Origin of the sequence: Brevundimonas sp. AAP58, from assembly GCF_001295975.1 — a bacterium.
Classification (GTDB): domain Bacteria; phylum Pseudomonadota; class Alphaproteobacteria; order Caulobacterales; family Caulobacteraceae; genus Brevundimonas.
Window position 1 is genome coordinate 83,488 of the sequence record NZ_LJHU01000018.1, and the last position, 21,254, is coordinate 104,741.

Annotated in this window: 26 protein-coding genes, 1 pseudogene and 1 riboswitch; of the genes and pseudogenes, 18 read left to right on the forward strand and 9 right to left on the reverse strand. The window is 66.6% G+C overall.

What is annotated here, in order from left to right; translation table 11 throughout:
- Positions 1 to 31 precede the first annotated feature (31 nt).
- The 3 genes from IP78_RS03085 to IP78_RS03095 all read left to right on the forward strand — a co-directional run bounded on the left by IP78_RS03085 (position 32) and on the right by IP78_RS03095 (position 2,255).
- A complete protein-coding gene (locus IP78_RS03085) occupies positions 32 to 964 on the forward strand; it encodes an alpha/beta fold hydrolase (RefSeq protein WP_054110236.1) in 933 nt (310 codons plus the stop codon).
- Positions 961 to 1,593, forward strand: coding sequence for a trans-aconitate 2-methyltransferase (locus tag IP78_RS03090; protein ID WP_054110237.1), 633 nt, complete (start codon positions 961 to 963; stop codon positions 1,591 to 1,593). The genes IP78_RS03085 and IP78_RS03090 overlap by 4 nt, the downstream gene beginning before the upstream one ends.
- A 77-nt stretch (positions 1,594 to 1,670) precedes the next feature.
- Positions 1,671 to 2,255: a polysaccharide biosynthesis/export family protein gene (locus tag IP78_RS03095; RefSeq protein ID WP_054110238.1), complete on the forward strand. Its 585-nt coding sequence runs from the start codon at positions 1,671 to 1,673 to the stop codon at positions 2,253 to 2,255.
- Positions 2,256 to 2,257: 2 nt separating this feature from the next.
- Here the strand turns inward: IP78_RS03095 and IP78_RS03100 are convergent, their stop codons facing one another.
- Positions 2,258 to 2,815 carry a TMEM165/GDT1 family protein gene (locus IP78_RS03100; RefSeq protein ID WP_369814661.1) on the reverse strand — a complete coding sequence of 186 codons (558 nt, stop codon included), beginning with the start codon at positions 2,813 to 2,815 and terminating at the stop codon, positions 2,258 to 2,260.
- A gap of 180 nt (positions 2,816 to 2,995) precedes the next feature.
- Positions 2,996 to 3,141: riboswitch (yybP-ykoY riboswitch) on the reverse strand.
- Positions 3,142 to 3,303: 162 nt separating this feature from the next.
- Between IP78_RS03100 and IP78_RS03105 the strand changes: the two genes are divergently transcribed.
- From IP78_RS03105 to IP78_RS15615, 7 genes and pseudogenes are all read left to right on the forward strand, one after another.
- Positions 3,304 to 3,759, forward strand: a complete 456-nt coding sequence (locus IP78_RS03105) for a hypothetical protein (RefSeq protein WP_054110240.1) — start codon at positions 3,304 to 3,306, stop codon at positions 3,757 to 3,759.
- A 105-nt stretch (positions 3,760 to 3,864) separates the two neighbouring features.
- On the forward strand, positions 3,865 to 4,485 hold the full coding sequence (locus tag IP78_RS03110) for a ribonuclease D (RefSeq protein ID WP_054110241.1): 621 nt from the start codon (positions 3,865 to 3,867) through the stop codon (positions 4,483 to 4,485).
- The gene (lptC, locus tag IP78_RS03115; RefSeq protein WP_054110242.1) at positions 4,482 to 5,141 is read left to right on the forward strand and encodes an LPS export ABC transporter periplasmic protein LptC; all 660 of its coding nucleotides are present in this window, start codon (positions 4,482 to 4,484) and stop codon (positions 5,139 to 5,141) included. The genes IP78_RS03110 and lptC overlap by 4 nt, the downstream gene beginning before the upstream one ends.
- Positions 5,142 to 5,143: 2 nt before the next feature.
- Positions 5,144 to 5,626, forward strand: coding sequence for an LptA/OstA family protein (locus IP78_RS03120; protein ID WP_054110295.1), 483 nt, complete (start codon positions 5,144 to 5,146; stop codon positions 5,624 to 5,626).
- A 28-nt stretch (positions 5,627 to 5,654) separates the two neighbouring features.
- Positions 5,655 to 6,449: an LPS export ABC transporter ATP-binding protein gene (gene lptB / locus IP78_RS03125; RefSeq protein ID WP_054110243.1), complete on the forward strand. Its 795-nt coding sequence runs from the start codon at positions 5,655 to 5,657 to the stop codon at positions 6,447 to 6,449.
- A gap of 90 nt (positions 6,450 to 6,539) precedes the next feature.
- Positions 6,540 to 6,731: pseudogene (locus IP78_RS15800) on the forward strand (LuxR C-terminal-related transcriptional regulator); the annotation flags it as partial.
- A 124-nt stretch (positions 6,732 to 6,855) separates the two neighbouring features.
- Positions 6,856 to 7,260, forward strand: coding sequence for a hypothetical protein (locus IP78_RS15615; protein WP_231680899.1), 405 nt, complete (start codon positions 6,856 to 6,858; stop codon positions 7,258 to 7,260).
- Between the two features lie 163 nt (positions 7,261 to 7,423).
- Here IP78_RS15615 and IP78_RS03135 read toward each other — a convergent pair whose 3' ends face one another.
- Positions 7,424 to 8,110, reverse strand: coding sequence for a response regulator transcription factor (locus tag IP78_RS03135; protein WP_054110245.1), 687 nt, complete (start codon positions 8,108 to 8,110; stop codon positions 7,424 to 7,426).
- Between the two features lie 60 nt (positions 8,111 to 8,170).
- A complete protein-coding gene (locus tag IP78_RS03140; RefSeq protein WP_054110246.1) occupies positions 8,171 to 8,893 on the reverse strand; it encodes a YggS family pyridoxal phosphate-dependent enzyme in 723 nt (240 codons plus the stop codon).
- A 97-nt stretch (positions 8,894 to 8,990) separates the two neighbouring features.
- Here IP78_RS03140 and IP78_RS03145 point away from each other — a divergent pair, with 97 nt between their 5' ends.
- Positions 8,991 to 9,539, forward strand: a complete 549-nt coding sequence (locus IP78_RS03145; RefSeq protein WP_231680902.1) for a thiamine phosphate synthase — start codon at positions 8,991 to 8,993, stop codon at positions 9,537 to 9,539.
- Positions 9,540 to 9,543: 4 nt separating this feature from the next.
- Here IP78_RS03145 and IP78_RS03150 read toward each other — a convergent pair whose 3' ends face one another.
- Positions 9,544 to 10,425 (reverse strand): alpha/beta fold hydrolase, encoded by an 882-nt coding sequence (locus IP78_RS03150; RefSeq protein WP_054110248.1) that lies wholly within the window; start codon positions 10,423 to 10,425, stop codon positions 9,544 to 9,546.
- 66 nt (positions 10,426 to 10,491) lie between these two features.
- Positions 10,492 to 11,013: an HAD-IIIA family hydrolase gene (locus IP78_RS03155; protein WP_054110249.1), complete on the reverse strand. Its 522-nt coding sequence runs from the start codon at positions 11,011 to 11,013 to the stop codon at positions 10,492 to 10,494.
- Positions 11,014 to 11,172: 159 nt separating this feature from the next.
- Between IP78_RS03155 and IP78_RS03160 the strand changes: the two genes are divergently transcribed.
- Together IP78_RS03160 and IP78_RS03165 are read left to right on the forward strand one after the other, a co-directional pair.
- Positions 11,173 to 12,333, forward strand: coding sequence for a DegT/DnrJ/EryC1/StrS aminotransferase family protein (locus IP78_RS03160; protein ID WP_054110250.1), 1,161 nt, complete (start codon positions 11,173 to 11,175; stop codon positions 12,331 to 12,333).
- A gap of 4 nt (positions 12,334 to 12,337) precedes the next feature.
- Positions 12,338 to 13,273 (forward strand): Gfo/Idh/MocA family protein, encoded by a 936-nt coding sequence (locus IP78_RS03165; RefSeq protein WP_054110251.1) that lies wholly within the window; start codon positions 12,338 to 12,340, stop codon positions 13,271 to 13,273.
- Here IP78_RS03165 and IP78_RS14955 read toward each other — a convergent pair whose 3' ends face one another.
- Both IP78_RS14955 and IP78_RS03170 read right to left on the reverse strand, forming a co-directional pair.
- Positions 13,274 to 13,510, reverse strand: coding sequence for a hypothetical protein (locus IP78_RS14955; RefSeq protein ID WP_082384812.1), 237 nt, complete (start codon positions 13,508 to 13,510; stop codon positions 13,274 to 13,276). It abuts the gene before it with no gap.
- A 32-nt stretch (positions 13,511 to 13,542) separates the two neighbouring features.
- Positions 13,543 to 14,169, reverse strand: coding sequence for a glutathione S-transferase family protein (locus tag IP78_RS03170; protein ID WP_054110252.1), 627 nt, complete (start codon positions 14,167 to 14,169; stop codon positions 13,543 to 13,545).
- Positions 14,170 to 14,389: 220 nt separating this feature from the next.
- On the opposite strand from IP78_RS03170, the gene IP78_RS03175 reads away from it, so the two are divergent.
- From IP78_RS03175 to IP78_RS03185, 3 genes are all read left to right on the forward strand, one after another.
- Positions 14,390 to 14,812, forward strand: coding sequence for a DUF2141 domain-containing protein (locus IP78_RS03175; protein ID WP_054110253.1), 423 nt, complete (start codon positions 14,390 to 14,392; stop codon positions 14,810 to 14,812).
- A gap of 82 nt (positions 14,813 to 14,894) precedes the next feature.
- Entirely contained in the window at positions 14,895 to 16,379 is a 1,485-nt protein-coding gene (locus IP78_RS03180) for a carotenoid oxygenase family protein (RefSeq protein WP_054110296.1), read from the forward strand.
- A gap of 48 nt (positions 16,380 to 16,427) precedes the next feature.
- Positions 16,428 to 16,754, forward strand: a complete 327-nt coding sequence (locus IP78_RS03185) for a hypothetical protein (RefSeq protein WP_054110254.1) — start codon at positions 16,428 to 16,430, stop codon at positions 16,752 to 16,754.
- Positions 16,755 to 16,789: 35 nt separating this feature from the next.
- Here IP78_RS03185 and IP78_RS03190 read toward each other — a convergent pair whose 3' ends face one another.
- Positions 16,790 to 17,572 (reverse strand): LytTR family DNA-binding domain-containing protein, encoded by a 783-nt coding sequence (locus tag IP78_RS03190; RefSeq protein WP_054110255.1) that lies wholly within the window; start codon positions 17,570 to 17,572, stop codon positions 16,790 to 16,792.
- A gap of 83 nt (positions 17,573 to 17,655) precedes the next feature.
- On the opposite strand from IP78_RS03190, the gene IP78_RS03195 reads away from it, so the two are divergent.
- Positions 17,656 to 18,054 (forward strand): DUF2141 domain-containing protein, encoded by a 399-nt coding sequence (locus tag IP78_RS03195; RefSeq protein WP_054110256.1) that lies wholly within the window; start codon positions 17,656 to 17,658, stop codon positions 18,052 to 18,054.
- Here IP78_RS03195 and IP78_RS03200 read toward each other — a convergent pair.
- Positions 18,041 to 18,760, reverse strand: coding sequence for a TetR/AcrR family transcriptional regulator (locus tag IP78_RS03200; RefSeq protein ID WP_054110257.1), 720 nt, complete (start codon positions 18,758 to 18,760; stop codon positions 18,041 to 18,043). The genes IP78_RS03195 and IP78_RS03200 overlap by 14 nt on opposite strands.
- Before the next feature lie 177 nt (positions 18,761 to 18,937).
- On the opposite strand from IP78_RS03200, the gene IP78_RS03205 reads away from it, so the two are divergent.
- Positions 18,938 to 21,148 carry a TonB-dependent receptor gene (locus IP78_RS03205; RefSeq protein WP_054110258.1) on the forward strand — a complete coding sequence of 737 codons (2,211 nt, stop codon included), beginning with the start codon at positions 18,938 to 18,940 and terminating at the stop codon, positions 21,146 to 21,148.
- Positions 21,149 to 21,254: the final 106 nt, after the last annotated feature.

Below are 21,254 nucleotides of genomic sequence, written 5' to 3' on the forward strand. Positions count from 1 at the left end.
CGCATATCCCGGGCACACAGGAGACATCGCCATGTTCAGAACGCTCGCTTGCGCCGCCGCCGCCCTCTGCCTCGCCGCCCCGGCCTTCGCCCAGAGCCGCGAGGAGGCCGACCACTCGCATCATCGCCACGCCGACTTCGAGTCCACCCGCATGCACGTCCGTGTCGACGGCGAGGCGGGTCCGGGGGTGCGCGACATCATCCTTATCCCGGGCCTCAGCTCCTCGCCCAAGGTGTGGCAGGGCACGATCGATCATCTGGGCGCGGGCTGGCGGGTCCACTCCATCCACATCCAGGGCTTCGCCGGAGCCCCGGTCGAGGGCAACGCCGAAGGCCCCGTCGCCGCGCCGGTCGCCGAGGAAATCGCCCGCTACATCGCCGAGCAGGGTCTGGATAAGCCCGCCGTCGTCGGCCACTCCATGGGCGGCACCATCGGCATGATGCTGGCGGCGCGTCACCCCGATGCGGTCGGCAAGCTCATGGTCGTGGACATGGTGCCCTTCATGGGCGCGATGTTCGGCCAGCCGGGGACCAATCCGACCGTCGAGAGCGTCACGCCGATCGCCGACCAGGTCCACGCCCAGATGCTGAACAGCCCCGAAGAGGCCTACCGCGCCCAGGCCGCCCAGACGGTGGCGGCCATGGTCCGCGACGAGGCGGCCGAGCCCATGATCCTGGCCGACACGGCGTCCAGCGACCGCACGGTCTCGTCCAATGCTTACCGCGAGCTGATCGTGACCGACCTGCGGCCCGAGCTGGCCAACATCACCGTCCCGACCGAGGTGGTCTACGTCGCCTTCGACTTCCCCGGCATGACGCCCGAGATGACCGACGGCATCTACCGCATGTCCTACGCGACCCTGCCGGGCGTGGAGCTGACCCGCATCGACGACGCGGCGCACTTCCTCTTCATCGACCAGCCCCAGGCCTTCTTCGCCGAGTTGGACGCCTTCCTGGCGCAATGACGGACCCGGCCGCTCGCATCATCGGCCTCTATGACGACCAGGCCGAGGGCTGGATCGCCGATCGCGGTCCGGCCCTTGGCGGTTCCGCCAAATCCATTGACGAGATCGAGGCTTTCAACCGGTTTGCCGCGGCCTTGCCGCCAGGCGGAACCGTGCTCGACGTTGGCTGCGGCTCCGGCTGGCCCTGGGGCGCCGCGCTGATCGGACGCGGCCTTCGCGTTACTGGCTTGGACGCGTCACCTCGCCTCATAGCCCATGCCGCGCAGACCTTGCCCGACGGCGAATGGGTCGTCGGCGACATGCGCGCGTTCGACCTTGATCGCTCGTTCGACGGCGTGCTCGTTTGGTATAGCCTGTTCCACTTGGCCCCGGGCGATCAGCGCCGGGCGCTACGCTGCCTGCTGCCGCACACGCGACCCGGCGGCGTTCTGATGATGACTATAGCGACCGGGGCCGGCGTGAGCATCGGCGACTGGCGCGGCGAGCGACTCTATCACGCAAGTCTCGGCGAAGAGGCCTATGCGGCCATCCTGGACAATGCCGGCTTCATCCGGGCTAACCGTGAGGGACGACCCGAGACAGGCTCAACGGCATGGATGCTCAGGCGACGGATGGATCATCAACTCTGATCGCCAAACAGCGTTCCCGGACTGGATCAGGGCGCTTGCCAAGGCTAGAAAGCCAAAGGGATGCAGGGGATGACGTCATGCGTAACGGTCTGACCTGGTTGTTTGGTCTGGCGCTAGGCCTGATCCTGGCCGGTTGCGCCGCCGCGCCGGCGATCTCTCCCGGTGCCCAGACGGGCGATGTGGCCGCCGCCGTGCGGATCGTGCCCGAGTATCGGCTCGGCCCCGCCGACAAGGTCCGGATCAATGTGTTCGGCGAGGAAGCCCTGACCGGCGAATTCACCGTCGGCAACTCGGGCAAGGTGTCCCTGCCCCTGATCGGCGAAGTCCAGGCCGAAGGCCTGACGATCGCCGAGCTGCAGGAATCCATCGCCGAGGCGCTGCGGCAGGGCTACATCAACGAACCGCGCGTCAACGCCGAGGTGCTGAACTACCGGCCCTTCTACATCCTGGGCGAAGTCAACACGCCGGGCGAGTATCCCTACACAGCCAATCTGACGGTGCTGAACGCCGTGGCCACTGCGGGCGGCTTCACCTACCGGGCCGACACGCGCCGGGTCTATATCCGCCGTGCCGACAGTGGCGGGGAACAGGTCTATCCCCTGACGACCAATACTCAGGTGGCACCCGGCGACACCATTCGCATCGGTGAGCGCTTCTTCTAGGCTCAGCCCGCGATCAGGACCCACAGCCCCGTCGCGGCAAACGCGGCGGCGGCGGCCATGCGGATGTATGTCAGCGGCAATCTGCGGGCCGTCGCCTCGCCCAGCCAGACCGCCGGGCCGTTGACCAGCATCATGCCGATCGTGGATCCGATGATGACCAGCAACAGGTTCTCGAAGCGGATGGCCAGGCCGGCGGTGGCGATCTGGGTCTTGTCACCCATCTCGACCAGAAAGAAGGCCGCCGTGGTCGTCGAGAACACGCCCCAGGCGCTCCTCTCCGCCGGTTCGGCCTGATCGACCTCCAGGGTGTCGGGGATCAGGGCCCAGATCGCGAATCCGAGAAACGCGATCCCAACCGCCCAGCGCATCCAGGGGCCATCCAGATACTGGGCGGCCAAGACGCCCGCCACAGCGGCGAAGGCATGGTTGACCAGGGTGGCGGCCAGGATACCCAGGACGATCGGCGTCGGCCGTCGCCAGGTCGCCGCGAGCGCGATCGCCAGCAGCATAGTCTTGTCCCCGATCTCCGCCAGGGAGACGAGGCCGACGGAGATCAGCACGGCGTCCAAAACGCACTCGTTCGCGGGGCCTCGGCGGACGGACCTGTGGCGTTCGCAGCCGGACCCCGCGTGGAATCGACCCTGCGAAGCCAACGGTCTTGTCAGGGCATTTCATGTGTCCCTACCGCTCGGCTCGCGGAGCCTCGCTGCTTGAGGGACGGTCCCTAACGCTCGGCTCGCGGAGCCTCGCTGCCTGAGGGACGGTCGGCAGACCCAATGGTCTCGCCATGAAATGCTCCGCTCGCGCCATCCTCTCCGGGCGAGAGGAAGTCTGTTGACGCGGGCCCCGCTGAACGCGCGGGCGACTACTCCCCGATGACGCGAAGTCGTGTAGTCGCCGCCACACCACAGGGCAAGCCAGGCCCCGGAGGTAGACAGTCTAAAATGGTTAATATAACCGTGTTGCTGCGGGTCGCCGGCCTCCTCCAAGGTTCGCCTGATAGGAGAAAAGTGAAGTCTCGCAAGGACTTGAGAGGGGAGCTGACTGAATGGATCCGATCACTTCGATCGTGGCCTCCATGCTGATCTCGGGCGCGCCGGCGTCGGATGGTCACGGATGCCACGAACGCCCGCACGGCTCGCATGACGCCTGCGCGTGCACCCGCGTCGTCGACTTCTACGGCCCGTGGACGGGTGGAGGCGGCTATACGCCTCCCGGCGGCTGGCCGCCGCCGATCCACGTCCCGGCCGGCCCGGCCATTCACGTCGCTTCGCCGGGCTACCGGGTGATCGGCCGTCCGGTCCACGTCGCCGGCCCGGTCGTCCACATCCAGGGCCCGCCGGTCTATGTGGACGCCCCGCCGATCCGCATCGCGCCGGCCCAGATCTACGTCCAGCGTCCCGAGGTCCATGTGCGGCCGTCGGAGATCATGGTCGAGCCGCCGCAGGTCCACTTCTCGGACTGCACCGACGGAACTGTCTGCACACCCGTCGGCGGCCACTAAGCTCCGCCACAACCAGATGCTTGAGGGGTCCGGACACCGTCCGGACCCCTTTTGCTCGGCGGTAGCGCCTATCGCATCGGAACAGCGGCTGCGCTAGGAAGCGCCATGACCGTTCACTTTCATGAGGGCGACCTGCCCGACGGCCTGGACCTGGGCCCCGCAGTCGCTGTGGATTCCGAGACCCTGGGCCTACGCTTTCGCCGCGATCCCCTGTGCGTGGTCCAGCTATCGGCCGGTGACGGCGACGCTCATGTCGTGCGTCTGAACAGGCCCAGCTACGACTGCCCGAACCTGCGACGGCTGATGGCCGATCCGTCCGTGCTGAAGATCTTCCATTTCGGTCGCTTCGACATCGCCATGCTGGAGCTGCACCTCGGTGTGGAGACCCGCCCGGTCTACTGCACCAAGATCGCCTCCAAGCTGGCCCGAACCTACACCGATCGGCACGGGCTGAAGGACGTGGCGCGCGAACTGGCGGGCATCGACCTGTCGAAGGCCCAGCAGTCCTCGGACTGGGGCGCAGCGGAGCTGTCCCCGGCCCAGCTGGAATACGCCGCCTCTGATGTCCTGCACCTGCACGTCATCAAGGCGAAGCTCGATGAAATGCTGGCGCGCGAAGGGCGCACCGCCATGGCCCAGGCCTGTTTCGACTTCCTGCCGGTCCGCGCGCGGCTCGACCTCATGGGCTTCGAGGACGACATCTTCGCCCACACCTGGACCAAATGAGCCAGAGCGACCCGGCCCACGACCGCAAGGCCGCCGACGAGGCGCGGCTGGCGGCTGAGGCCGAGCGGTGGCGCGCGCGGTCGCAACGGGTGCGCCTCTATCGCCGCCTGCTGCCCATCCTGATCGTGGTGCTGGCGGGGAGCGCCCTGACCTGGACTGTCTTCCGAACGGTCATGTCCGGCGTTGAGCGCGAGGCCAGCCAGGCGCGCGACATTCGCCTCGATAACCCCATGTTCCACGGCCAGGACGCCGAGGGGCGCAGCTTCGTCATCGGGGCGGAGGGCGCGGTGCGCGATCCTGCGACCGGTCGGTTCCGCCTGAACGGCCCGGTGCTGCGGCTCAATCTCGGGGGAGCCAAGGTGACCGAGATGACGGCCGACGCCGGCCTCTACAACGAGACCGAACGCACGGTGACCATCGGCCCTAACGTCCGCATCTCCGACGGCGGCTCCGGCTTCGTCCTGACCACGCCCGAGGCGGTCGTGAACACGGCCACCGGGGTCGTGACCGGCGACAAGGGCGTCGAGGGCCGCGGGCCGCTTGGAACCATTTCCGCGACGTCCTATGCCATATATGAACAGGGCCAGCGGGTCGTGTTCAGCGGCTCGGGCGAAAACAAGGTGCGGGGCACGATCGCCGCCGCCTCCGGTGAATGACCATGAAGACGACGCATCTCCTGGTGACGGCCGCGACCGTCCTCGTGCTCACGGCGGGCGGCATGGCGCTGGCCCAGAGCCGGCCGAACACGTCGAACCAGCCGATCGGCTACGGCGCGGACTCGGGTGAGTTGACCAACACCAGCCTGGCGCTGCGCGGTCGCGCGGAGATCACCCAGGGGCAGGCACGGCTGCGTGCGAACGCCATCGAAGGCGATGTCGCAGACGGCGACCTCACTGAGCTGCGCGCCACCGGCGATGTCTATTACGTCACCCCGACCGAGACGATCCGGGGCGACCGGGCGGTCTACACCGTGTCCAACGCCACCGTCGTGGTGACCGGCGACGTCATCCTGCGTCAGGGGCAGAACGTCCTGACCGGCTCGCGCCTCAGCTACAATGTCGACACCGGCCAGGCCCGAATCGAGGGCGGCGGCCAGGGCGGGCGCGTGCGTGGCGTCTTCTATCCGGAAGGGTCGAACTGAGGCCCGCGAAGGCCCGGTCGGCGACCCGATGGCGCGCAAGGAACTCTCAGCCCTGAACCTGAAGGAGCGCGAGGCCGAATCGGCCGCCGCGCCGCAGCCCGCTCTCGACAAGGGCCTTCGGGTCCAGAACATCGCCCGGGCCTTCGGCGCGCGTCAGGTGGTACGCGACGTCTCGCTGACCGTTCAGCGCGGCGAGGTCGCGGGCCTGCTCGGTCCCAACGGCGCCGGCAAGACCACTTGCTTCTACATGATCACCGGCCTGATCCCGGCCGACAGCGGCTCCATCTGGCTGGACGGCGTCGATATCACCAGCCAGCCGATGTACCAGCGCGCCCGCATGGGCGTGGGCTATCTGGCGCAGGAAGCCTCGATCTTCCGCGGCATGACCGTGGAGCAGAACGTCATGTCGGTGGTCGAACTGAACGCCACCGGCAAGGCCATCGAGACCGAAACGACCCGCCTGCTCGACGAGTTGAACATCGGCCACCTGCGCCACGCCCCGGCCACCGCCTTGTCGGGCGGCGAGCGTCGGCGCGTCGAGATCGCGCGGTCACTGGCCGGCCGGCCAAGCTTCATGCTGCTGGACGAGCCCTTCGCAGGCATTGATCCCCTGGCCATCGCCGACATCCGCCAGGTGATCCGCTACCTCGCGGGCGAAGGCATCGGCGTCCTGATAACCGACCACAATGTGCGCGAGACGCTGGACATCATCGACCGCGCCTCGATCATCTCCAACGGCGAGGTCCTCTTCGAAGGCACCGCTGACGAGGTCATCCACGACCCTGAGGTCCGCCGGGTCTACCTCGGCGACCTCTACGGCTGAAGCCGACGAGGTCGTGGGGAGCGCGATCTCCTTGCAGGCTTGTCCGGCTGGGCGATAGCGCGAATCACAGTCGGTCAATATCGTTGCGGCATGGTCCAAACCTCTGCAGGGGTGATTGCCGTCCTGTCCTCCCTGTCGGAGCTCGACCTGGGCATCCTCAGGTGCACTGCCGCTGGACTGACCTCAAAAGAAATCGCCCCCATCGTCGGCCGATCACACCATACGGTTGACGACCGACTCAAGGTGATCGTCAGGCGACTTGGATGCCGCACGCGGCAGCAGGCAGGGAGGATGCTGCTCCTCCACGAACGCGGGCTGGACCCCCTCAGTGATTGGGGGCCCCAAACATCGGCGCTCGTGGCGAATCGAGGGTCCTTGTCAGGCTTCTCTTCGGATGGAGGAGCCCATGACGATTCAGACCCTTCCCGTGGAAGACCGGAGCGTTCGCCCGGCGCAAGACATTGCCAGTCTCAATTTTCCGCTACCGATACACTTGCCGCCGCTCACTCCGGAGCAGAAGCTCAGCCTCATGGCGGAGCAGTCGGAGTTCGACCGGCGCTTCCGTCCGCTTCGGCATCGGGAGGACGATATTCTGATCGTGAGCTGGGCGGAGATACAACGGCAGTTCCTCGATCTCTGCGCACCGTGGGACCGGTCAGACCCCGCCGTCATGATCCGCGTCGCCCAGCAGAACTCAGCTTACGAATCCGCAGAGAAGACGCTCCGGACGCTTTTCGTGATGAACCACATGCGATCTTCGATCGATACGCCGAGGCCGCGGAGTATTTCGACCTCGAGCCAAGAGCGTTGAAGGCCGTTCGACTGGTCTCTCATCTGATGGTCGCAAGCGTGACATGCGCGGCGCTTATCCTGCTTGTCATCACGTGCATCGAGGCGGCGACCTGAGGCTCGGCTTCAATGCCTGAGTGTCTCAGGCGACGTCTCTCTTGGGGGACACAACCAAAGTCATCGTCTCAGGGCTGTAGTCGATAGCCCCCGGAATCAGTCAGCAGCAGTCTTGCAAGTCCAGGCTCAGGCTCGATTTTCTGGCGCAGGCGATAGATGTGGGTCTCGAGCGTGTGGGTCGTGACACCCGCGTTGTAGCCCCAAACCTCGGTCAGCAATTCCTCGCGCGACACCGGCTTGGCCCCGGCGCGGTAGAGATACTTGAGGATGTTGGTCTCCTTCTCCGTCAACCGCACCTTCCTGCCTGCTGTGTCCGTGAGCATCTTGGCTGCGGGACGGAACTCATAGGGTCCAATCTGAAAGACAGCGTCCTCGGACTGCTCATGACTGCGCAGGTGGGCGCGAATGCGAGCGAGCAGTACGGCGAAGCGGAAGGGCTTGGTGACATAGTCGTTGGCACCGCTGTCCAACCCCAGCACGGTGTCGGCGTCGGAGTCCTGCGCTGTCAGCATGATGATCGGGGTCGACACGCCATCCTTGCGGAGCAGACGGCAGGCTTCGCGGCCATCCATGTCGGGCAAATCGATATCCAGGAGGATCAAGTCAGCGCGAATCTCGCGGCCCAGGCGAATACCTTCGCTGGCCGTCGCGGCCTGAACGGCGCGAAACTCCTCATGCAGCGCCAGTTGCTCGGCCAGCGCCTCACGCAGGTCGTCGTCGTCGTCAATGAGAAGTACAGTCTTGGCTGTCGGCATGGACCTAACATGGCGAGGCTTGTCGTCCCCGCCAAGGCGAAGGTCGAAAAGGGTTTGGAATCAGATGCTAGAGGGCGCGACAGACGGGTTTCGTTCCCCGAACAGGGCCGTTCCCAGCCGCACATGGGTTGCGCCGAGGCGAATCGCGGCCTCGTAGTCGTTGCTCATGCCCATCGACAGAATGGACAGATCGTTCCTCGCCGCGATCTTGGCCAGCAAGGCGAAGTGCAGGATTGGCTCCTCGTCCGCAGGCGGAATGGCCATGACGCCTTCGATCAGCAGGCCTGCCGCGCGCGCCGAGACGATCAGGGCGTCGGCGTCGCGGGGCCAGACACCAGCCTTCTGGGGTTCTTCACCCGTGTTGACCTGGACCAGCACACGCGGGCGGCGACCGAGCTTGTCCTGAGCGGCGGCAAGCGCCCCGATCAGCTTCTCGCGATCCAGCGTCTCGATGACGTCGAACAGGGCGACGGCCTCGACTGCCTTGTTGGACTGTAACGGGCCGATCAGGCGCAGTTCGAGATCGGGTATATCGGGGCGTCGATCGGTCCAGCGGCCTTGCGCCTCCTGAACCCGGTTCTCGCCAAAGACACGCAGGCCGGTCGCGAGCGCCGCGTCGATCGCTTCGGGCGGCTGGGTCTTGGACACAGCGGTCAGGGTGACGGAGGCGGGATCGCGCCCGGCCGCGCGGGCGGCGGCGTCCATGCGCGCCCGGATCGCAAGCAGACGCTGGCTCAGCAGGTGGCTGGACGACGGCGTCGAAGCGGAGGATGAGGCGGCCATGGAGGATGCGTCGCGTTCGGAAGGAGCCCGCCTTTGGGCCGGGGCACAGGCTCTAGCCCGAGCGCGGCTGGCTGTCAGGGGGGGCGAACCGTCGCGCGTGCCGCCGCTGCTGTTCCTCACCGATCCCGAGCGGACGCCTCGTCCGTGGGAGATCGCCGCGCGCATGCCCCAGGGCTCTGGCGTCGTTTATCGCGGTTTCGGCCGGCCCGAGGCACCAGCTGAGGCGCGACGCTTGCGGGCCGTGACGCGGGAGCGGGGCATCGCTCTCCTGATCGGTCTGGATATTGATCTGGCCGACGCGGTCGAGGCCGACGGAGTACATCTGCCAGAGCGCAGTCTCAGCGCCGCCTATGCCCTGTCCGGAAAACGGCCCGACTGGCTTCTGACCGGTGCGGTTCATTCGGTCGAGGCGGCCCTGGCCGCTCGCGATCTGGACGCGGTCCTGCTGTCCCCGATCTTTCCAGCGGGGGGCGTCTCTTCAGCGAAGTCCCCTCTCGGGTTGGACGCCCTGTCTGCGGCGAGCACGGGGGTCACGCCGGTTTTCGCGCTCGGTGGGGTGACCGCAGGAAACGTCGGCAGCCTCGCCGATAGTCACTGTGCAGGTATCGCCACCATCGGAGGCCTGTTCGACGCCTTCGGCCCCTGAACAATCAGGGCAGGTCGCGCAGGAACTCGAAGATCTCGGACTTCGCCGCCGCTTCGTCCAGCATGGGGGCGTGGCCGACGCCGGGTACCTCGACGTAACGCATGGTCGGGGCGGCCTTCTGCATGCGCTGGGCGATGTCGGCGCTGAGCAGGTCGGAGGTCTCGCCCCGGATCAGCAGGGTTGGTCGCTTCTTCGCCAGCCGCCGGAAATAGGGCCACAGGTTGGGAACCAGGGCCTTGGTGCCAGCCGCCTTGATCGGGACCGAGATGTCCGGATCGTAGTCCAGCACCGGCGACCCCTCCGTCCCCTCCCGGAACACCCGGCGCGCGAAGGCGTCCCAGTCGGCGTCGCTGTAATGAGGAAAGGCCACGCCGTTAATCTCGCGGACATAGGCCGCCGCCGCCGCCCAGGTCGGAGTGTCGACCGGCTTGCCGGAATAGGCGGCGATGCGCGCCAGCCCCGCCTTGTCCACCTCGGGGCCGATGTCGTTCAGGATGGCGGCGGCCACGGCCCGGCTGCGCAGCGCCGTCACCGCCATGGTGATCAGTCCGCCCATGGAGGTGCCGAGGAACACAGCGCGCGCGATGCCGGCCGCATCCAGCAGTTCCAGCACGTCCTTTGCATACACCGGTGGCTGATAGGTCATGGGGTCGGTGGCGCGATCCGACTTGCCACGCCCGCGCACGTCAACCGCCAGCACGCGTCGGCCACTGCGCGCGATCAGCCCGGCGATATGCGCAAAATCAGCGGAGTTGCGGGTCAGACCGTGGATGGCGATGACTGGCAGCCGAACGGACCCATCGCCGCCGCCATAATCCCGCGCGTAAAGGCTGAGGCCGTCCGACGAGGTCCAGCGGCGTTCGGCATAGGGTTGCGGCTCTGACACATCACGCTCCGTCTTCGACGCCCTCGCGTCAGAATTCAGGGTATTTCATTGCCGGAAGAATTGCGATCAAGCGCCGATCAGGTCTCGTACGAAGGCGTCCAGATTTCCCGTCTCGAACAGAAAGCCCGGAATGCCCGCCCGGCGCGCGGCCTCTAGGTCGCTCTGGCGGTCCCCGATCAGGTAGGAGCGCGACAGGTCGATGCCATGATCGGCGGCCGCTCTCAGGATCATGCCGGGGTTGGGCTTACGATCGGGATGGTCCGGATGGCGGTATCGCTCATCCTCGGCGTCAGCGTGAAACGGACAGGCGTAGACCGCGCCGATCCGCGCGCCCTTCGCCGCCAGACGCCGCACCAGCAGGTCGTTGAAGCGGTGCATCTGCTCTTCGCTGAACATCCCCCGCGCCACGCCCGACTGGTTGGTGACGATGACGACGAGATAGCCGAGCGCATTCAGACGCCGCACAGCCTCCGGCGCGCCGGGGATCAGGACGAGGTGTTCCTCCCGATGCGGATAGCCGCTGTCCTCGATCAGGACGCCGTCGCGATCGAGGAAGACGGCGGGCACGGTGGGCTGGGCAGGCGACACGGAGAACTCCGAAACGGGGCCGTCTGCATACGGTCGACCGTTGCAAGGCGCAACGCGATGTGAGCCCGTGTCGGTTGGCGATCCCCTCTCGTCGCGTTAGAGGCGGCACACCGGACGGACGGGCGTGGATCGCGCCGTCGCGACAGAGGCATCCCGCACATGAGCATCGCCTTCATCGACCTGCAGGCCCAGCGCCGTCGCCTGAACGGGCGGATCGAGGCCGCCGTCATGGCCGCCGTCGAGAGCGGAGCCTATGTCATGGGGCCGCAGGTGCGCGAGTTCGAAACCATGCTGGCCGAGTTCGGCCAGGCCAGGCACGCCCTGTCCTGCGCCAACGGCACCGAGGCTCTGGTACTTCCGCTGATGGCTTGGGGCATCCGGCCGGGAGACGCGGTGTTCGTGCCCAGCTTCACCTTCTGCGCCACCGCCGAGGTCGTGCCGTGGCTGGGGGCCACGCCGGTCTTCGTCGACATTGACGACCGCACCTACAACATGGACCCGGCCCATCTGGAGGCCGCCATCGAAGCGACGATCGCCGAGGGCCGTCTGAAGCCCAAGGTCGTGATCGCCGTCGATCTGTTCGGTCAGCCCGCCGACTACCCGGCCATCCGGGCCATCTGCGACCGGCACGGGCTGAAGCTGATCTCGGATTCGGCTCAGGGCTTCGGCTGCACGCTGGATGGATCTCATCCACTCAAATGGGCCGACGTCACCACCGCCAGCTTCTTCCCGGCCAAGCCGCTGGGTTGCTACGGCGACGGCGGGGCGGTGCTAACCAACGATGACGATCTGGCGCAGGAGATCGACAGCTACCGCGTCCACGGCAAGGCGGTGGCCAAGGATCTGGCCGGCCGCACCTTCGATCACGACCCCAAGTATCTGAACATGCGTGTCGGCATGAACAGCCGTCTGGACACCGTCCAGGCGGCCGTCCTGATCGAGAAGCTGAAGATCTTCCCCGAAGAGATCGCGTGGCGGAACCGCATCGCAGCCCGCTACAACGAAATGCTGGCACCCCACGTCACCGCCGTGCCGTTTGTCCCGGCGGGCAACATCTCGAACTGGGCCCAGTACACGATCGAGCACCCGAACCGCGACGGTCTGGCCGTCCACCTGAAGGCCGAGGGGGTTCCGAGCGCGGTCTATTATCCGATCCCGTGCCACCTCCAGCCGGCCTATTCGCACCATCCGCGCGGGCCCGGTGGCCTGCCGGTCACGGAGGCCAAGAAGGAAGTGGTGATCAGCCTGCCGATGCACTCCGATCTGGACGAGACGACCCAGGACCGCATCGTCGCCGCCGTCGCCAGCTTCCAGGGGTGATCCGATGAGCCCGCAAACCACCCCCCTCAAGGTCGGCGTGGCCGGCGTCGGCGTCATGGGCCGCAACCATGCGCGCGTCCTCGCCGATATCCGCGATTTTGACCTGACGACCATCTTCGACGCGGACGCCGTGACCGCCCAGGGTGTCGCGGACGTCTATGAGGCCCAAGCCGTCACCACCGCGGAGGCCTTCGTGGCCGCCGGGCTGGACGCGGCGGTGGTGTCGACGCCGAACCGCACTCACGCGGACCTGACCGTCGCCCTACTGGAAAGGGGCGTCCACGTCCTGGTCGAGAAGCCCATCGCCGCCACCGTCGCCGATGCTCGGCGCATGATCGACGCGGCCGAGGCCAACGGCCGGGTGCTGATGGTCGGCCAGGTCGAGCGCTTCAATCCGGCGGTCGAGGCGGTCAAGCGCGCCATCGCGGGCGAGGACGTCATCTCCATCCAGATCACCCGCGTGGGCCCCTTCCCGCCCCGCATGGGCGAAGTGGGCGTGGTCATCGACCTGGCGGTTCACGACATCGACATCATCCGTCACCTGACCGACTCCGAGGTCGCCGAGGTCCAGCCTCAACTGGCCCGCACACGCGCCGAGCGCGAGGACACGGCGCTGCTCCAGTTCCGCATGGAGAACGGGGTGATCGCCCACATCACCACCAACTGGGTGACGCCCTACAAGACCCGCACCCTGCAGGTGGCCACCCAGAACAAGTTCGTCGTCGCCGACCTGATGACCCGCCAGGTCACCGAATACTTCGGCCAGCAGCCCGACGGCAGCTATTCCACGCGCGGGGTCCACTCCTGGCCCAACGAGCCCCTGAAGAAGGAACTGGAAGCCTTCGCCCACGCCATCCGCACGGGCGAGCCCCCCGCCGTCACCGGCGAGGATGGACTGCGCAATCTGGAAGTCGCGCTGCGTTGCCTCGGCGAGGGTTGATCAGGACCCGCCGAGCCTTGTGGCCCCTGTGATCCGGCAGGCGTAGTCCAGCTCGGGACGGCCAGTCGTGGCGCTTCCGTTCGGGGCCAGGACGCCGCCGCGTGCACGACAGTCTGCTGTCAGGCGGTCGAGTTCGGTCGTATAGCGATCCTGGCCGTCGCCAGGGGCGGTGGCGCATCCCCCCAGGGTCGCGGTAGCGAGCAGAAGGGCAGCCACCACGGCGTGAGATACTGTCATCGTCTTTCTCCTCGTTTCACATTCGATCCGCATCAGGCCCCGGTCGCAATCAGGGCATCGTCCAGTTCTCGAGCTCTCAGGGCCGCGGGTCGTCCCAGGATGCGGCCCGCATAGGCCTTGAAAGTCTCGCGTTCCGGCAGGGTCTTGAACTGCAGGCCCCAGCCAATCTGGGATCCGACATAGACGTCCGCCGCGCTGAACCGCTCGCCAAGGACATAGGGCCCGGCCTCGACCGCCGTCTCGAGCGCATCGACCATCTGCTCATAGGTGCCATAGCCGACCATGCCCTGGCGTTCCGGTGGCACCTGCCACCCCATAGACCGGGCGGTGACAGCCGAGTCCACCGGTCCGGCGGCGAAGAACAACCATCGCAGATAGGTTCCCCGCGCCGGATCGTCCAAGGCCGGAGCCAGACCCGCCCGGGGGAAGGCGTCGGCGAGGTAGGCACAGATGGCGGCGCATTCCGTCACCGTCACGCCGCGATGGCGGATGGCGGGCACCTTGCCCATCGGATTGATGGCCAAATAGTCCGCGCCCTTCATCGTCGTGCCGTAGTCCAGCACCTCGGTCCGATAGGGCTGGCCCAGCTCTTCCAGCATCCATCGCGCGATGCGGCCCCGCGACATGGGGTTGGTGTAGAAAACGATCTCTTCGGACATGGACTGGCCTCCGCTCGCGGACGATGCGCGCGCGTGGTCTGGCCCGCAAGCGGCGCGCGCCGCCTGTTCATTCACGTTTCGCGGATGGACAGGGCCCGCCGTTCACGAAAGCCGCGCGGTCGTTTCCGGAAGTCCGGTGGCGGGTCGACGGGCAGCGGGGCGAGGGTCGGGACATCGGAGGCCGATGGTCGGTCTCCCACTCGATCCAAGGAGATCAAACATGATCCGCGCCCTGACCCTGATCGCCGCCCTGGCTTTGCCGACGACCTCCGCGCTGGCCCAGTCGACCCACAGCCTGACGGTGACTTTCGAACCGGGGCGGGGCGGTGGCGCGATCCTGATGGCCCTGCACGACGGCGCTTCCTACGTCGGTCGGTCCCGGGAACCGGTGCGCCAGGCCCGTCTCGACGTCGTCGCCGGAGAGCTGAGCGTGGTGTTCGAAGGGCTCGAGGCGGGGGAATACGGCATCACCGCCTTTCATGACGTGAACGGCAATGGGGAGATGGACACCAACCCCTTCGGCATGCCGGTGGAACCTTACGCCTTCTCCAACAACGCCGTCGGCAACATGGGTCCGGCCCGTTGGGAACAGGCCCGGTTCACGGTCCAGGGCGAGACGACCCAGACCATATCGATCCGCTGACTCTCCGGTGAGCGGCCTGGCGTGACGCAGCCGCCCGCCGCTCCCTGGCGAAGCCTTCCAAACTCTCATGATGGTGTCTGACATGAACGCGTCCCGCCGAAACTTCCTGATGAGCGCAGCCGCCCTGTCGGCCGCCGTCGCCACGCCCGAAAAGGTCCTGGCCGCGATAGCCCAGGACGCTGCAGCGCCGTGGGCCTTGGCGACCGCCGATCTGGAGAGCGATATCGCGCCGCGCGCGATGCGGCTGGTGCATGGGCGGGCCCCCACGGGGCTCTCGGGCACGCTGTTCCGAAACGGGCCTGGCCTGTTCCGCAGGCCTGGCGGGTCCGCTACGCACTGGTTCGACGGCGACGGTCTGATGCGATCGTTCCGGATCGAAGACGGGTCCGTCACCCTCGCGGCCCGCTTCGCCGACACGCCCAAGCGTCGGACCGAGAGCGAGTTGGACGCGGTGGTCACGCCGGGCTTCGGCACCGCAGGCGACGCCCGCGCGCGACTGGGCTCCAACGATGACGCCAACGCCGCCAATACAGCCGTCATGGTCACGGGCGACAAGGTCTGGGCGCTGTGGGAAGGCGGCTCACCGTTGCAGATGGACGCCGCGACCCTCGCCACCGAGTGCTTCGTCACCTTGAGGGACGACCTGAGAGGCATGCCGTTCCAGGCCCATCCCCGGCACGCGCCGGACGGCACGGTCTGGAACGTCGGGACCAGCGGCGATCGCGCCATCGTTTGGCACATGGAGCGGTCCGGTGAGCTGATCGACGCCCAGGTCGTCCGGCTGCCGCGTGCGAGCTATCTGCACGATTTCACTGCGACCGAACGCCATCTGATCTTCGTGCTGCAGCCCTGGGTCTTCGCGCGCCGGCAGATGCCGGTCCTGACGCAGTTCGACTGGCGCCCCGAGCTGGGCACCCAGGTCCTGTTGGTGGACAAGGCCGATCTGTCGTCGACCCGGACCTTCGAGCTGCCGACCTTCAGCTATTTCCACCTGGGTGACGGATGGGAGGAGGCGGACGGCACGATCCGGTTCGACGTGGCGGCAAGCGAGGACGTCTCCTTCGCGGTCGAGGGCGCGCGTGTTCTGGTGGCCCAGCGTGGCATCGTGCCGGGACGCCCCGGTCGGCTCAAGCTCGTGACCCTTCATGCCGACGGCCGGGCCGAAATGACGTCTTTCGGCGTCAATGCAGAATTTCCCAAGAGCGACCCCCGGCGGCCCTGCCAGCGACGAGCCTTGACCGTGCACACGACCGGCGAGACATCGGCCCGCCCCCTGCCCACCGGTCTGGGGATCCAGGACTGGTCGACGGGTCGCAACCTCGCCTTCCGGTTCGATGACACCCAGATCATCGAAGAGGCCGTCTTCGTCCCCAAGCCCGGAACGTCAGCCGAGCGCGACGCCTGGCTGGTCGCTCCGTCGATCAATCTGGTCGAAGGGGTCACCGAGCTGCATGTCTTCGACGCGGCGGGGCTCGGGGACGGACCGGTGGCGACCTGGCGGGCCGACGTGGCCCTGCCGGCGGGGTTCCATGGAGCCTGGCGGAGCCAGGCCGTGAGCCCGCGGTAGAAGCCGCGCCCATCCCGTGTCAGACCCTGCTCAACGGGGGGGGGGCGGATGCACGAAACGGCATATCTGGAACGCGAGTTCGAGCTGGACGGCGGCGGCCTGCTGGTCCGCTTCCATGCCCCGTTCAAGGCTCCGGGCGGGGAGTTCCAATGCTGGTATTCCATAGGCTGGCCGGAGCAGAAAGTTCGCGGTGCTGCGTGCGGATTGGACGGTGTTCAGGCGCTGATGTTGGCGATGCGGACGGTTCAAACAGAGCTCGTCGAAAGCGACGCCTACAAGGACGGGCGGCTGACCTGGTGTGATCAGGCCGACCTTGACCTTCCGCCGACCTGGGGCATCGGATCGCTTTACGATGTTCCTCCTGAACCGGACTGAACGCCGTACGCATCCCCACCTCTCGCCAGGTTTCGTCAGTACCAGCCGGCGTCGCGCAGAGCCTTGGCGTAGCGCCTGCTGACCGGGGCGGTGATCCCTCCCTCCAGCGTCAGTGTGGCCCGTCCGTCGCCGCGTGAAACGTCCCGAACGGCCTCCTTCGCCACCCACCAGCTCCGGTGCGTCTGGGCACCCTCCAGCCCTTCAAGCTCGTCCAGCGCATCGGACAGCCGCATCAGGATCAGGTCCGATCCCCTGTCCGTGTGGATACGCAGATAGTGGTCTTCGGCCTGAACGGCGCGAATGGTGCCGCCGCGCAGACGCGGCGGCAGGCGCTCGGGGAACCGGGCCGGGGCCGCTCCGGCCGCAGCCGCATGGGTCTGAACCGGCTGGGACTTCGACACGAACACATTGATCGCGCTCATCACTGCCGTGACGACAGCGACTGGCCCGATCAGATGGGGCAGCATCTGCACAGGGTACAGGCGGCCGGAAAAGACCAGGCCCGAAATCAACCAGACGAGCAAGGACACCGGCCCGGTAATCGCCGCCGTCAGCAGCGCGATGGATAGCCAGGGGCGTTCATCAGCGTCCACCCACCGCGAGACGATGCGCGAGCACAGATGGCCCCAGACGGCACCGGCCACCATCAGCGGAATCCAGTAAGCCAAGCGCGTGGCCATGGGGGCATCGGCGCTGCCCAGCGCGCCAACGATGGCCAGGAATATCCCTGCGGCAACCGCAATTCCGAGGCCCCGCCAGAGATCGAGATAGCCACCTCTGACGCTCGCCGCGTTTTCCGGTCGTGTCTTGTCGGACATGGCTGGACGTCGTCTCTACAGTGGTGTTTCGCTTGCGGGGAGCGAGATCACGAAAAGGCGTTTCGATGAAGTTGGCAATCGCAATGACCGCCTCTGCCTTGCTCGTGGCGGTGCCAGCCACTGCCGCGGATCTCCATCTGACCCTCCGCACCCAGAGCTCCGGTGGCTCGATCGCGGTCGCGGTCTACGCCAACGCCGAGGATTTCCGAGCCAGCCGCAATCCGGTAGCCACCCGTGTCGTGCCGGCGTCGGGAGGCGCGACTTCGGTGACAATATCGGGCCTGGCCCCCGGCCGTTACGCGGTGGGCGCCTTTCACGACGCGGACGGCAACGGCGAGCTGACCCTGTGGCCCATCGGCCTGCCACGCGAGGCCTATGGATTTTCCAGGAACGCCCGGGGCCGATTTGGCCCTCCCGCCTTCGAAGGCGCGGCCTTCGACCTGCCGGCCGAGGGCACACGTCAGGCCATCACGCTACGCTAGACGGCGGACATACAGCCCGGAATCCGGCCGCCGCGAAGCGAACCATGTAGTCACATGCTGTCTCCAGATCGCCCGATCGGCACAGTCCGGCAGACAGCCTATCCAACCGTCCGGTCTCGCCCAGCGTGAGGGTCAGGGCCCCTGAAAGATTGTGGTAGGCCCAGTACAGGTCGACCTCGCGCGCGTGCGGAAGAACGACCTTGACCAGTTCAATGAGCCTCCGGATCGCCGGGTCGAAATAGCGCGCCATGGTCTCGCCACCGAACGTCGGATTGGCATTGGTCTGGGCCACCAGCGCCGCATAGTGCTTCCAGCCTGGTCCCCCCTTCAGCGACCACTGGAAGGGCGGATCAAGGAAGGCGCGCAGCAAGCCTTCCAGCGTCATGGTACCGGCGTTGGCCAGGGCGTAGCGGTTGATCGCCTCCACCCGCTCATTGTTCCAGACCTCGGCCCTGCGCAGGAAGACGGCGTCGAACAGGCCGCGCTTGGCCCCGAAGTAGTAGTGAACCAGCGCCGTATCCACGCCCGCCTCGCGCGCCACCTCGCGGATGGTGACGCCATAGAAGCCGTGCTTGGAAAACAGATCTTCAGCCGCGTCGAGGATCAGCCCACGCGTATCGCCGGTGGCCTCGGCCTTTACCTTGGGCGGGCGACCACGACGAGCGGGCGCGGCGGGCGTCTGCGGGCGCTTGTCCAGCTTGGTCATCCGGCGAAGCTAGTCCCCCCGGGCCGGTCGGTGCAACGGCGCCACAGACGAAGCCCAGTCGCCACTCAGCCAGGCGCTGCCGTTTGACACCGGGGCCAAACATCGTCAGTTTCCAGGAAAATCATTGAACGCTGAATAAAAGCGTCCGCTGGAAACACATCAGGGAAGGGGTTTCACATGAACAGAATCATGAAGAGCGTTCTACTGGCCGGGGCCGCATGGAGCGCCGCCTCCACCATGACGATGGCCCAAGAGGTGGCGTCCTCGCAGGAACAGGCGACCTCGCTCGGCGAGATCGTCGTCACGGCCCGCCGCCGGGATGAGCAGCTCAAGGACGTGCCGATCGCCGTCTCTGCCCTGTCGTCCGAGCGTCTGGAACAGACGGGCGCCGCTGATATAACGACACTGCAGCAGCAGACTCCCAACGCCACGGTCCAGGTGGCGCGTGGCTCCAACTCCACCCTGATCAGCTTCATTCGCGGCATCGGCCAGCAGGATCCGCTCTGGGGTTTCGAGCCCGGTGTCGGCCTGTATATCGATGACGTCTATGTCGCCCGTCCGCAGGGCGCGGTGCTGGACATTTTCGACGTGGATCGAATCGAGGTGCTGCGCGGGCCGCAGGGCACGCTCTACGGCCGCAACACCATCGGCGGAGCCATCAAGTACGTGACCCGGCGTTTGGGTAGCGAGCCCAACTTCATGGCGCGTGGCACGATCGGCAGCTACAACCAGCGCGACCTGGTGGTCTCGGCGGACCTGCCCTTCACGGATCAACTGTCGTTCGGCGGGGCTATCGCGAAGTATGACCGCGACGGCTTTGGCACCAACCTGTTCACGGGCGAGGAGCACTACGACAGAGACGTCACCGCCTATCGCGCCAGCGCGGAGTGGGCACCTACCGACCAACTCTTCGTGCGGCTGGCCTTCGATAGGGTCGAAGATGACTCTGCGCCGCGCCACGGCCATCGTGAAGTCAACTCGACCACTGGCGGGTTCACGCCCCCGGCTAATGTCTACGACACCAATGCCGGCATTCAGGGTGCCCAATCCGTGGAAACCCAAGGCACCTCGCTGACGGCGGAGTATGTCGTGAACGATATGCTGACGCTGAAGTCGATCTCCGCCTGGCGGAGCGGCGATACCGCGACGGTCATCGATTTCGATCAGTCCCCGCTGCCGACACTGGATGTCCCGGCGATCTACGCAGACGATCAGTTCACCCAGGAATTCCAGGCCATCTTCGAGGGCGAGCGCTGGTCCGGGGTCGCCGGCCTCTACTATCTCGACGGCGAAAGCTCCGGCGTCTTCGACACCATCGCCGGGAATCTCGGCGTGGCGATCGCGGCGGCCGGTTACGTCAACACCGAGTCCTTCTCGGCCTATGCGGACTTCAGCTTCGACCTGTCGGACCGGCTGCATGCGTCGATCGGCGGGCGCTATACCCGCGACGACAAGGACGCGGGGGTCCAGCGCTTCTTCTACCTCGGAGCGACCCGCACTCCGCTGACCGGCGGCGCGGCACGTCCGATCCTGCAGACGCGCACCAACTACACGGCCTCGGACAGCTTTGAGCAGTTCACGCCGCGCGCCAGCATCTCCTATGACTTCACCGAGGAGCTGACCGGCTATGCCTCGATCAGCCAAGGCTTCAAGTCGGGTGGCTGGGATATGCGTGGCGACGCCTTCCTCGTGCCCCAGACCGTCGATGGCTACGACCCTGAAACGGTCACGGCCTATGAGCTGGGCCTGAAGGGCACGGCGTTCGACCGTCGCCTGTCGTTCGCCTCGGCGGTCTTCTATTCGGACTACGAGGACCTTCAGATCACGACCCAGCAGGTGGCCACCCCGCCCGCGACCGGCATTGCCTCGGTCGTCGACAACGTCGGTCAGGCCACGATCTACGGCTTCGAGTTCGAAGGTACCGCCTTCCTGACCGACAACCTGACCTCGAACTTCGCGATCGGCTATCTGAAGAACGAGTTCGACGAGTTCATCACCTTGGTCACGGGCACGCCGGTTGATATCTCCGCAACGCGGACACCGCAGAACTCGCCGGAATGGACGGCCTACTGGGGCGTCACCTGGACAGGCAATCTGGCGGGCGGCGAGCTGGCCATTACACCGTCGTTGGCCTATCGCGGCGACTTCAGCCTGTTCGACGCGCCGGATCCTGTCCTGGATCAGGACGCCTACACCCTGGTGGACCTGTCGGCGGTCTGGACCTCCCCCGACGGCCACTATCAGGTCGGTGTGTTCGGCAAGAACCTGACCGACGAGGAATACCGCATCGGCGGCTACAACTTCGCAGGTGCCACCTTCAACAACTCGATCTCGGCCTTCTATGGCCCGCCGCGCACCATCTCGGCGTCGCTGACGGTCCGCTACTAGACCGCGACCGCTCCAGAAGGCCGGTTCGCCATCGGAGCGATGATGTCGGGCGGTGGTTCGAAAGGACCACCGCCCTTTTTCTTGGCAGGACGCCGACGCACCCGCT

What these genes read in the sequence shown, in the direction of transcription:
- IP78_RS03085 (WP_054110236.1), top strand. Translation starts at nt 32, where the DNA reads ATGTTCAGAACGCTCGCTTGCGCCGCCGCCGCCCTCTGCCTCGCCGCC.
- IP78_RS03090 (WP_054110237.1), top strand. Translation starts at nt 961, where the DNA reads ATGACGGACCCGGCCGCTCGCATCATCGGCCTCTATGACGACCAGGCC.
- IP78_RS03095 (WP_054110238.1), top strand. Translation starts at nt 1,671, where the DNA reads ATGCGTAACGGTCTGACCTGGTTGTTTGGTCTGGCGCTAGGCCTGATC.
- IP78_RS03105 (WP_054110240.1), top strand. Translation starts at nt 3,304, where the DNA reads ATGGATCCGATCACTTCGATCGTGGCCTCCATGCTGATCTCGGGCGCG.
- IP78_RS03110 (WP_054110241.1), top strand. Translation starts at nt 3,865, where the DNA reads ATGACCGTTCACTTTCATGAGGGCGACCTGCCCGACGGCCTGGACCTG.
- lptC (WP_054110242.1), top strand. Translation starts at nt 4,482, where the DNA reads ATGAGCCAGAGCGACCCGGCCCACGACCGCAAGGCCGCCGACGAGGCG.
- IP78_RS03120 (WP_054110295.1), top strand. Translation starts at nt 5,144, where the DNA reads ATGAAGACGACGCATCTCCTGGTGACGGCCGCGACCGTCCTCGTGCTC.
- lptB (WP_054110243.1), top strand. Translation starts at nt 5,655, where the DNA reads ATGGCGCGCAAGGAACTCTCAGCCCTGAACCTGAAGGAGCGCGAGGCC.
- IP78_RS15615 (WP_231680899.1), top strand. Translation starts at nt 6,856, where the DNA reads ATGACGATTCAGACCCTTCCCGTGGAAGACCGGAGCGTTCGCCCGGCG.
- IP78_RS03135 (WP_054110245.1), bottom strand. Translation starts at nt 8,110, where the DNA reads ATGCCGACAGCCAAGACTGTACTTCTCATTGACGACGACGACGACCTG.
- IP78_RS03140 (WP_054110246.1), bottom strand. Translation starts at nt 8,893, where the DNA reads ATGGCCGCCTCATCCTCCGCTTCGACGCCGTCGTCCAGCCACCTGCTG.
- IP78_RS03160 (WP_054110250.1), top strand. Translation starts at nt 11,173, where the DNA reads ATGAGCATCGCCTTCATCGACCTGCAGGCCCAGCGCCGTCGCCTGAAC.
- IP78_RS03165 (WP_054110251.1), top strand. Translation starts at nt 12,338, where the DNA reads ATGAGCCCGCAAACCACCCCCCTCAAGGTCGGCGTGGCCGGCGTCGGC.
- IP78_RS14955 (WP_082384812.1), bottom strand. Translation starts at nt 13,510, where the DNA reads ATGACAGTATCTCACGCCGTGGTGGCTGCCCTTCTGCTCGCTACCGCG.
- IP78_RS03170 (WP_054110252.1), bottom strand. Translation starts at nt 14,169, where the DNA reads ATGTCCGAAGAGATCGTTTTCTACACCAACCCCATGTCGCGGGGCCGC.
- IP78_RS03175 (WP_054110253.1), top strand. Translation starts at nt 14,390, where the DNA reads ATGATCCGCGCCCTGACCCTGATCGCCGCCCTGGCTTTGCCGACGACC.
- IP78_RS03180 (WP_054110296.1), top strand. Translation starts at nt 14,895, where the DNA reads ATGAACGCGTCCCGCCGAAACTTCCTGATGAGCGCAGCCGCCCTGTCG.
- IP78_RS03185 (WP_054110254.1), top strand. Translation starts at nt 16,428, where the DNA reads ATGCACGAAACGGCATATCTGGAACGCGAGTTCGAGCTGGACGGCGGC.
- IP78_RS03190 (WP_054110255.1), bottom strand. Translation starts at nt 17,572, where the DNA reads ATGTCCGACAAGACACGACCGGAAAACGCGGCGAGCGTCAGAGGTGGC.
- IP78_RS03195 (WP_054110256.1), top strand. Translation starts at nt 17,656, where the DNA reads ATGACCGCCTCTGCCTTGCTCGTGGCGGTGCCAGCCACTGCCGCGGAT.
- IP78_RS03200 (WP_054110257.1), bottom strand. Translation starts at nt 18,760, where the DNA reads ATGACCAAGCTGGACAAGCGCCCGCAGACGCCCGCCGCGCCCGCTCGT.
- IP78_RS03205 (WP_054110258.1), top strand. Translation starts at nt 18,938, where the DNA reads ATGAACAGAATCATGAAGAGCGTTCTACTGGCCGGGGCCGCATGGAGC.